Here is an 8,723-nt window from a genome sequence, read left to right as displayed (position 1 = left end):
GCGGCTCACGCCTCCACCCGGTAGCCGAGGCCGCGGACGGTGTGCACGAGCCGGTCGCCGTGCGCCTCCATCTTCTTGCGGCGGGCGCGTCGGTCGACGGCGCACCGGTGGACGGCGCACCGGTCGAGGTGGAGTGCAGCGGTGTGGCGCTGGAGGTCGGCGTGCTCGACGGCGTCGCGGCGAACGCGGCGGTCGAGCCGAGCGCGACGAGTCCGAGTGCGCCGACGGCGATGCCGATGGTCAGGGCGCGCTTCTTCGGACGGCGCGGCCCGAAGCTCGAGCCCTTCTCGGCGGGGGTGGTCGACTCGGTCATGGGTGTCTCCTCGTTCCGGCCCGGTGCCGACCCCGTTCGGGATCGGTTGCGGCCGGTTCCATCTCAGATTCGAAGGCGAATCTGAAGCCGGACTTAAGAACAGACCCTCCACAGCAGACGCCGGGTGCGCCCCGATCCGCGGCCCCTAGGTTCGAGCACATGCCCTCCTCCGCCCGTGTGCTCCTCATCGAGGACGACGACGCCATCCGCTCCTCCGTCGAGACCGCGCTGCGCAGCGAGCGCTTCACGGTCCGCGGTCTCGTCTCCGGCGAGGACCTCGCCCGCGAGCTGAGCACCTTCGCTCCGGACCTGGTGATCCTCGACTGGATGCTCCCCGGCCCGAGCGGCATCGTGCTCGCCGAGCGGATCCGCCGCAGCAGCGACGCGGCGGTGATCATGCTCACCGCCCGCGACGCCGTCGACGACCGCCTCCGCGGCTTCGACGAGGGCGTCGACGACTACGTGGTGAAGCCGTTCGTGCTCGCCGAGCTCGTCAAGCGCGTGACCGCCGTGCTTCGCCGCCGCGGCCGCATCCCGTCCGTCGTCGAGATCGGCGACCTCGTCGTCGACCCGGAGTCGGGTCGCGCCCGCCGCGGCGGCGTCGCCCTCGACCTCACCGCGACCGAGTTCCGCCTCCTCGCCTTCCTCGCCGGGAACCGCGGCCGCACCCTCACCAAGACCCAGATCCTCACGCAGGTCTGGGGCTACGACCACGTCGACCCGAACCTCGTCGAGGTGCACCTCAGCTCCCTCCGCAAGAAGATGGAGGCGCACGGCGACCGGCTCGTGCACACCGTCCGCGGCCTCGGCTACCGGGTGGAGGCGTGAGCCGCTCCCAGCCGGGCGCCCTGCGGACCGGCTCCCTCCGCCTCCGCACCGTCCTGGCCGTGCTCGCGCTGCTGGCCGTTCTGCTCCTGGCCCTCTCGGCGACGGTGCAGGCGGTGCTCGGCGAGCGCCTCCGCGACCAGATCGAGGAGCGGCTGCAGGACCGTGCCTCCGCCGCCGCCGCGCTGGTCGGCACGATCGCCGACGACGCCCTCGCCTCCCGCCTCTCGGCGCAGGGCGTCTCGGTGCGGATCACGAGCCCCGAGGGCGAGGACGTCGTGGCCGGGCCGAGCCCGGAGCAGCTGCGCCTGGGCCCTGGAGCCGCCGACCAGCTCGGAGAGCCGCCGTCGCCGCCCGGCACGAGCTCCTCCTCCGGAGCCGTCCCGCCCCGAGCCGCCTCCGCCGCCGTCACCGTCGTCTCGAGCAGCGTCGCCGCCGACGACGAGCTGATCACCCTCGAGTCGACCCTCAGCGACGGCACCCGCCTCGAGCTCACCAGCGAGGCCGGATCGGTGGGCAGCACCCTCGCGCAGCTGAACGGGATCCTGCTCGCCGCGTCGGCCGTGTTCCTCGTGCTGGCCGCCCTCGCGCTGATCGTCGTGGTCCGCGCGACCCTCCGGCCCCTCGAGCGGATGACCGACGTGGCCCGCGACATCGCGCACGGCGACCGCGGGCGGCGGCTGCGCCCCTCCCGTCCGCGGACCGAGCTCGGCCGCACCGCGACCGCGTTCGACGAGATGCTCGACGACCTCGAGCAGGCCGAGCGCAGCGCCCTCGCCGCCGAGGCGACGGCCCTCGCGGCGGAGCAGCGGATGCGCGCGTTCGTCTCGGACGCCGCGCACGAGCTGCGGACGCCGGTCGCCGGCATCCAGGCCGCCGCCGACGCGCTCGTCCGCGGCGACGGCGGCGAGCAGGAGCGCGAGCGCCTCTCGGTGCACGTCGTGCGGGAGTCGCTGCGCGCGGGCCGCCTCATCCAGGACATGCTGCTGATGGCGCGGCTGGACGAGGGCCTGGCTCTGGAGTCGCGTCCGCTGGACCCCGCGGGCATCGCCGAGGCCGCGATCGAGCGCCAGGAGCTGCGCCGCCCGGGCCTCGCGATCGAGCTGCAGCGGCCCGCCGAGCCGCTCCTGGTCAGCGCCGACGCCGACCGGCTGGCTCAGGTGCTCGGCAACCTCCTCGAGAACGGTGCCCGCTTCGCCCGCTCCCGGATCGACGTCGCCGTCGAGGCGGCCGCCGACTCCGTCACGATCACCGTCGACGACGACGGCCCCGGCATCGCCGAGGCCGACCGCGAGCGCGTCTTCGACCGCCTCGTCCGCCTCGACGACGCCCGCAACCGCGCCGACGGCGGCTCGGGCCTCGGCCTGCCGATCGCGCGCGGGCTGGCCCGGGCCCTCGGCGGCGACCTCGTGGCGCAGGCGGGGCCCGTCGGCGCCCGCTTCCGGGTGACGCTGCCTCGCGCGGGGTGACGCCGCCCCGCTCCCCCTAGGCTCGACGGGCGCGCGGCCCCGCTCCGCCGGGACGGCAGGAGTGGCTCCATGGACAGGGACGACGCGGAGCAGCGTGTCCGGCAGGCCCGCGACGAGGCCCCGAGGTTCGGGAGCGGTCCCCTGCTCGCCACCTTCACCGTCCGGCACCGCCGCGGACTCGACGTCGCCTTCGTGCTCGACGGCGCCGACGGGGACTTCCAGATCGGCATGGGCGCCGCGTCCGACGACTTCCGGAGCGTCCTCACCGTCGGCGTCGACCGCGAGGACGGCCGCATCCGCGGCGTCTCCAGCTGGACCGTCGACGGCCGCGAGGGCCGCGTGCCCGTGCGGATCCTGCACCGCTCCGCCACCGTGATCATCGTGGAGGCCGCTCCCCTCCCCCTCGACCGGCGCCCGTCCTCGCTCAAGTGCTGGTCCTTCCTCCGCCGCGCCTCCGCCGACCACCACTCCGACGTGCTGGGCTTCGTGTCCCCCGACCTGGCCGACCTCCCCCCGGTCCGGCTCCTCACCGATCCGCGGGCGCGGCGCGGGCGCTGAGCCGGCCTTCCGCGCGACGGATCCCCGCCCGACCCGCAGGCGCCGGTGGGATCATGCGCTGACGTGATCCCGCCCGGAGGTCCGCCCGACCCGGAGGAGCGCTCGTGACGCAGGAAGTGCAGTCGACCCGGCTGCGGTCGCTCGGAAGCGAGGCGTTCTTCGGGGCGACGGTGGTCGTCGCGGCGGCGTGGTCGGGTGCCCGGGCGTTCCAGCTCTACGGAGGGTGGGGCGTGGTGCTCGCGGTGGCCGCGGTGATCGTCGCGGGGCTCGGCTTCGGGCTCCGGCGGCGCGTCGAGGAGCGGTGGTCCCGGCCGAGCCTCGAGAGGCTGCGGGCCGAGCATCCGGACGGCGGCGTCACCGCGGTGCTGAACACTCCGGAGACGCTGGCCTCGCTGCGGACGCTCGCGGTCGCCGGAGCCGCGGTCGACCTCCCGGCGCTGCGCGCGGCGAAGACGGACCCCGTGCTGCTGGCCGTCGTCACCGCGAGGGCGCTCTCGCTGTTCCGCGCCGACGCGGACCTCTCGCCGATCGCGTTCGTGCCCCTCACCGCTGCGGACGCCCCCGAGTCGGTGACGGGCTACCACCACGGTCACGCGCTCGCGGCTCCCGTTCTCACGGTCCGGCAGCAGGGGACGGAGCAGCGGCTCGCCCTCTTCCCCGCCGACGGCGCGCGGACGATCACCGGTGTCCTCGGCCGCTGAGCGAGGCCCGCTGCGCATCGCCGGGAGTCTCCGCCCCGCGGCGGATCCGGCAGCGCCGCGCCGCGCGTAGCGTCGGGCGATGGACATGTCACTGCTCGGCACCAGCGTGGTCGCCGCCCTGTGCGGGGCCGCGTATCTCGGAGTCGCGATCCTCGCGGTCGCGCAGGTCCTCCGCTCCGGCCTCGATCCCCTGCGGAAGGGCCTGTGGACGATCGCCGTCGTGGTGGCGCCCTTCCTGGGGTCGATGGCGTGGTTCCTCGTCGGGCGGCCCGGAGCCCGAGCCTGAGACGCGGCTCAGCCCGCACCCATGCCTACGATCATCGATCGCGCAAGCACCTGCTCGCGGGGCGCCCGCACGTCAGCATGAGCGGGATGGACACGATCGAGGAGGCGGGCGCCTGGGCCCGCGCTCTGGTGCGCCGCGAGTTCGGCGTCGGCCTCGTCGACCTGGAGCCCGTCGTCGGCGGACTCGACCACGGAGCGCGCGTCTGGTGCGCGGCCGACGGCTCCGGGGCGCTGTGGAGCGTCAAGGCGTCGGCCCGCGACGGGCGCTTCGGACTCGCGCTCTCGGCGTCGCTGGGCGAGTCGGGGGTGCCGGGCGTCGCGGCGTCGCACCGCGCCTCCGACGGGCGCCCCTGGGCGGAGGACCGGGGCTGCGGGTCTCGGTCGCGCCGTGGATCCTCGGCGAGGACGCCGTCGACTCCGGCGAGGACGCCCTCGACTGGGAGGGGTTCGGCGCGGTCCTGCGCTCCGTGCGCGACGCCGAGCCGCCGACCCTCGCGCCTCCCGTGCGGCGGGGCATCCGCCGTGTCCGCCGTCCGCTCACCGACCTCCTCGCCGAGACCGACGAGAGGATCGACGCGCAGCCGGAGTTCCGCCCCCGCCTCACCGCGCTCTGCCGCGGGAACCGCTCCCGCCTCGACGCCCTCGCCGGCGCTGAGCGGCGGCTGAAGCGCGCCCGCACGCCCACCTCCCGCGTGCCCCTCCACGGCGACCCGCATCCCGGCAACGTCGTCATCGACGAGAGCGGCCGCCCCTGGCTGATCGACTTCGACGAGGCCACCGTCGCCCCGCGGGAGGCCGACCTGCTCCTGATCGAGCTCGGCGTCATCTACTCGCGGCCGATCAGCGACGTGCAGCGCTCGGCGTTCCGCGCGGGCTACGGCGAGGCCCTGATCGACGACGAGCGGATCATCCGCTTCGGCTGCGTCCGCGCGGTCGAGGACGTGGCCGCCACTGTCGCGCTGGCCCTCGCCGACCCGGAGCCGGAGGAGCGCGAGGCCGCCCCCGTGCCCGCCTCCCGCCTCGGCCGCGCCGCCTCCGCGCTGCCCGTCCCCACTCCGCTCGACCTGCTCGCCGGCCAGCTCGGCCCGCACGGCCTCGTCTCGCTCGTCGAGACCGCCCTCCGCCGCCCCGCCTGACGCGGCCTCCGATCCCGCCCCCCGTCCGACCCTTCACAGCAGGAGACCACCCATGCGCAGACGATTCATCCCTCTCGCCGCCGTCCTGGCGTCGACCGCCGCCCTCACCGGCTGCAGCGGCTTCGGAGGAGGAGGCGGCGGTTCGGCCGACGCCGACTCGATCACCTTCACCACCTGGGCCAGCGAGTCCGAGCAGGCGGCCTTCGAGTCGCTGATCACCGACTTCGAGGCCGAGCACGAGGGGGCGAGCGTCGAGCTCAACGTCGTCCCCTACGACCAGATGTTCAGCAACATCGACGCGCAGCTGTCGTCGGGCGAGGCCCCCGACGTGTTCCGCGTCGACTACGGCAACCTCGGCGTCTACTCCAGCCAGGAGCAGCTGCTCGACCTGACCGACCGGATCGACGACTTCGACTCCTTCACGCCCGCGTTCCAGGAGGCCGTCTCCTTCGAGGGGAAGCCCTACGGCGTCCCGCACCAGACCGACGTGTCGGCGCTGCTGGTGAACACGCAGCTGCTCGCGGCGGCCGGCATCACCGACGTGCCGACCACCGCCGACGAGGCGTGGACCTGGGAGGAGTTCGCCGACGCCTCCGCGAAGCTGCGCGCGAGCCTGCCCGCCGAGCAGTACCCGTTCGTCTACAACTGGCAGCTCGGCGGCACGCCCCGCTGGCTGAGCTGGCTGTTCGAGGCCGACGGCACGCTCCTGGAGGAGGACGGCACCACTCCGGCGATCGACTCCGCCGCCGGCGCGAAGGCGCTGGACTTCACGAAGAGCTTCTTCGACAACGACTGGGTCCCGCCGACCAGCTCGGTGAAGTCCGCCACCTACGCCGACTCCTTCTTCACGGAGCAGACCGCGGCGATGGCGTTCGCCGGGTCCTTCCTCGTGCCGGACATCGACGACCTCGCCGACTTCGAGTGGACCGCCACGCCGATGCCCGTCGACGAGCGCGGCGCGACCGACCTCGGCGGCAACGCCCTCGTCGCCACGGCCGACACCGACAACCCCGAGCTCGCGACCGAGTTCCTCTCGTTCATGACGCAGGCCGACACCATGGCCGAGTTCTGCGCGGCGACGAACGAGCTGCCCACCCGGTCCGACATCGACCCCGCGTCGATCGACTTCGCGGTGCGCCCGGACGTGATGCCCGTGTTCGTCGAGCAGGCCGCGACGATCACCCCGCGGGACGTGCAGCAGCTCACCTCGCCGTTCCTCGCGAAGATCTCCGTCGCGATGCAGGACCAGCTCGAGGAGGCGTTCGTCGGCGGACGCAGCACCGAGGAGACCCTCTCCGGCCTCGACGCGGCCATCCAGCAGGCGACCAGCTGATGACCGCCACCACCCTCCGCGGCCGGGCGGGCTCCTCCGCCCGGCCGCGGTCGGCCCGCAGGCGCGAGGCCCTCGCCGGCTTCGGCTTCGTCGGCCCGAACCTGCTCCTGATGGCGCTGTTCCTGTTCGTGCCGATCCTCTGGGCGATCCAGCTCTCGTTCCAGGAGTCGCGCGGCTTCGGTACGCCCGAGTGGGTCGGCTTCGCGAACTACCTGCGGATGGGCGCCGACCCGGTGTTCTGGCAGAGCCTGGGCAACACCCTCCTCTTCACCGCGGTCACCGTGCCGCTCGAGCTCGCCGGCGGCCTCGGCCTGGCCGTGCTGCTCAACTCCGTGCTGCCCGCGCGCGGCATCTTCCGCACGGTGATCGTGCTGCCCCTGGTGATCTCGGGCGTCGCCTCCGGGATGATCGCGGTCACGATCTTCAGCGAGTCCTCGGGCATCGTGAACAAGGTGCTGAGCTCGCTGGGCGCCTCGCCGGCCGCGTGGCAGTCGGACGGCTCCGCGGCGATGATCTCGGTGATGCTGACCGCGGTGTGGCTGCGGATCGGCTTCAACATGGTCATCTACCTGGCGGGCCTGCAGAGCGTCTCGCCCGAGCTCTACGAGGCCGCGCGGATCGACGGAGCGACGCGCTGGCAGCAGTTCCGCGCACTGACGGTGCCGCTGGTCGGCCCGTCCACCTTCTTCCTGCTGATCATGAACGTGATCGCCTCGTTCCAGGTCTTCGACATCGTCTTCGTGATGACGGGCGGCGGCCCCGGCTTCTCCACGTCGGTGCTCGGCACCTACGCGTACCGCAACGGCTTCCAGGTCCGCGAGCAGGGCTACGGCGCCGCGCTCGGCGTCGTCATCCTGATGGTCTCCCTCGCCTTCACCTACCTGCAGTGGCGCACGAGCCGCACGCGCGACCTCGTCGACTAGGAGCCCTCATGTCGTCCTCCACCGTCACCACGCCCGCCGCGGTCGCCGCGGCCACCGCCCGCGAGACCCCGCGCCGGCGTCCCTCCCGCCGCGACGGCTCCCGCTCCGGACTCGTCGTCCGCCTCGTCGTCGCGATCGTCGCCTCGGCGGTCGTGTTCTTCCCGCTGTACTGGATGCTCGTCATCGCCTTCTCGCCGCGCGGCAATGTGTTCGCGCCCGGCCCGCCCCGCTTCTGGCCGAGCGAGATCTCGTTCGAGAACTTCGCGACGGTGTTCGCGCGCTTCCCCGTGGGCGAGTGGTTCGTCAACTCGGTCGTGATCGGGGTGTTCGTCACGGTGTTCACCGTCGTGGTGAACCTGCTGGCCGGCTGGGGCTTCGCGCGGCTGCGCTTCCCGGGGCGGAACCTGCTGTTCCTGCTCGCACTGGCCACGATGATGATCCCGGTGCAGGCGATCATGGTCGCGCAGTTCAAGCTCGTGACCGGACTGCAGATCTACGGCACCTACTGGTCGGTGATCCTGCCCGGAGCAGCGGCGGCCTTCGGGATCTTCCTCGCCCGGCAGTTCTTCCTCTCCATCCCGGAGGAGCTGATCGAGGCGGCGCGGATCGACGGCGCCGGCCACCTGCGGGTGTTCCTGCAGATCGTGCTGCCGCTCTCGAAGCCGCTGATCGCCGTCCTGATCCTGCTGACTCTGCTCGGCAGCTGGAACGACTTCGCCTGGCCGCTGATCGCCCTGAAGGACAACGAGCTGTTCACGCTGCCGATCGGCCTGCTCTACCTCAAGGGCCAGTCGACGCCGGACTACAGCGCGAGCATGGCGCTGGCGCTGGTGTCGGTGCTGCCGATGGTGCTGCTGTTCCTGTGCTTCCAGCGCTACTTCGTGCAGGGGTTCGCGCGCAGCGGCATCCGCTGAGGTCGGGCGGGGGCACGGGCGGAGTGGAGCGGTCGCCGCGGCGGGGCGCTCCTGACCGGACGGGGCAGGAGAGGACGTGGACGGAGAGGACAGAGCAGGGCCGGAGAGGACGGGGCAGGAGAGTGCCGACGGACGCGGCGGGCGGCGGGCGGCGGCACTCTCCTGCCCCGTCCTGATCCTGCTGACTCTGCTCGGCAGCTGGAACGACTTCGCCTGGCCGCTGATCGCCCTGAAGGACAACGAGCTGTTCACGCTGCCGATCGGCC

Annotated in this window: 9 protein-coding genes and 2 pseudogenes; 10 read left to right on the top strand and 1 reads right to left on the bottom strand. The window is 73.4% G+C overall.

The window, feature by feature from the left end; genetic code table 11:
* Positions 1-313 (bottom strand): annotated as a pseudogene (locus C5D04_RS18410) (hypothetical protein); the annotation flags it as partial.
* Positions 314-472: 159 nt separating this feature from the next.
* On the opposite strand from C5D04_RS18410, the gene C5D04_RS17110 reads away from it, so the two are divergent.
* The 10 genes and pseudogenes from C5D04_RS17110 to C5D04_RS18840 all read left to right on the top strand — a co-directional run.
* A complete protein-coding gene (locus tag C5D04_RS17110) occupies positions 473-1,141 on the top strand; it encodes a response regulator transcription factor (protein WP_104225192.1) in 669 nt (222 codons plus the stop codon).
* On the top strand, positions 1,138-2,607 hold the full coding sequence (locus C5D04_RS17105) for a cell wall metabolism sensor histidine kinase WalK (protein WP_104348101.1): 1,470 nt from the start codon (positions 1,138-1,140) through the stop codon (positions 2,605-2,607). Before C5D04_RS17110 ends, C5D04_RS17105 begins: the two co-directional genes overlap by 4 nt.
* Before the next feature lie 69 nt (positions 2,608-2,676).
* Entirely contained in the window at positions 2,677-3,165 is a 489-nt protein-coding gene (locus tag C5D04_RS17100; protein WP_104348100.1) for a hypothetical protein, read from the top strand.
* A 104-nt stretch (positions 3,166-3,269) separates the two neighbouring features.
* Positions 3,270-3,866 (top strand): hypothetical protein, encoded by a 597-nt coding sequence (locus tag C5D04_RS17095; protein ID WP_104348099.1) that lies wholly within the window; start codon positions 3,270-3,272, stop codon positions 3,864-3,866.
* Between the two features lie 79 nt (positions 3,867-3,945).
* Positions 3,946-4,152, top strand: coding sequence for a PLD nuclease N-terminal domain-containing protein (locus C5D04_RS17090; RefSeq protein WP_104225196.1), 207 nt, complete (start codon positions 3,946-3,948; stop codon positions 4,150-4,152).
* 205 nt (positions 4,153-4,357) lie between these two features.
* Positions 4,358-5,287 (top strand): phosphotransferase, encoded by a 930-nt coding sequence (locus tag C5D04_RS17085; RefSeq protein ID WP_308471779.1) that lies wholly within the window; start codon positions 4,358-4,360, stop codon positions 5,285-5,287.
* A gap of 52 nt (positions 5,288-5,339) precedes the next feature.
* Positions 5,340-6,620, top strand: a complete 1,281-nt coding sequence (locus C5D04_RS17080; protein ID WP_244229553.1) for a sugar ABC transporter substrate-binding protein — start codon at positions 5,340-5,342, stop codon at positions 6,618-6,620.
* The gene (locus C5D04_RS17075) at positions 6,620-7,543 is read left to right on the top strand and encodes a carbohydrate ABC transporter permease (protein WP_104348098.1); all 924 of its coding nucleotides are present in this window, start codon (positions 6,620-6,622) and stop codon (positions 7,541-7,543) included. Before C5D04_RS17080 ends, C5D04_RS17075 begins: the two co-directional genes overlap by 1 nt.
* 8 nt (positions 7,544-7,551) lie before the next feature.
* Positions 7,552-8,457 (top strand): carbohydrate ABC transporter permease, encoded by a 906-nt coding sequence (locus tag C5D04_RS17070; protein ID WP_104348097.1) that lies wholly within the window; start codon positions 7,552-7,554, stop codon positions 8,455-8,457.
* A gap of 76 nt (positions 8,458-8,533) precedes the next feature.
* Positions 8,534-8,723: pseudogene (locus C5D04_RS18840) on the top strand (hypothetical protein); the annotation flags it as partial.

The organism is Rathayibacter sp. AY1D2 (assembly GCF_002932695.1).
In the GTDB taxonomy this organism is placed as follows: Bacteria; Actinomycetota; Actinomycetes; order Actinomycetales; family Microbacteriaceae; genus Rathayibacter.
This window is presented reverse-complemented; position numbering and strand designations above follow the sequence as displayed.

Excerpts from the sequence above, each read along its gene's own strand:
- C5D04_RS17075 (WP_104348098.1), top strand. The coding sequence starts at position 6,620 with ATGACCGCCACCACCCTCCGCGGCCGGGCGGGCTCCTCCGCCCGGCCG.
- C5D04_RS17090 (WP_104225196.1), top strand. The coding sequence starts at position 3,946 with ATGGACATGTCACTGCTCGGCACCAGCGTGGTCGCCGCCCTGTGCGGG.
- C5D04_RS17100 (WP_104348100.1), top strand. The coding sequence starts at position 2,677 with ATGGACAGGGACGACGCGGAGCAGCGTGTCCGGCAGGCCCGCGACGAG.
- C5D04_RS17110 (WP_104225192.1), top strand. The coding sequence starts at position 473 with ATGCCCTCCTCCGCCCGTGTGCTCCTCATCGAGGACGACGACGCCATC.
- C5D04_RS17070 (WP_104348097.1), top strand. The coding sequence starts at position 7,552 with ATGTCGTCCTCCACCGTCACCACGCCCGCCGCGGTCGCCGCGGCCACC.
- C5D04_RS17080 (WP_244229553.1), top strand. The coding sequence starts at position 5,340 with ATGCGCAGACGATTCATCCCTCTCGCCGCCGTCCTGGCGTCGACCGCC.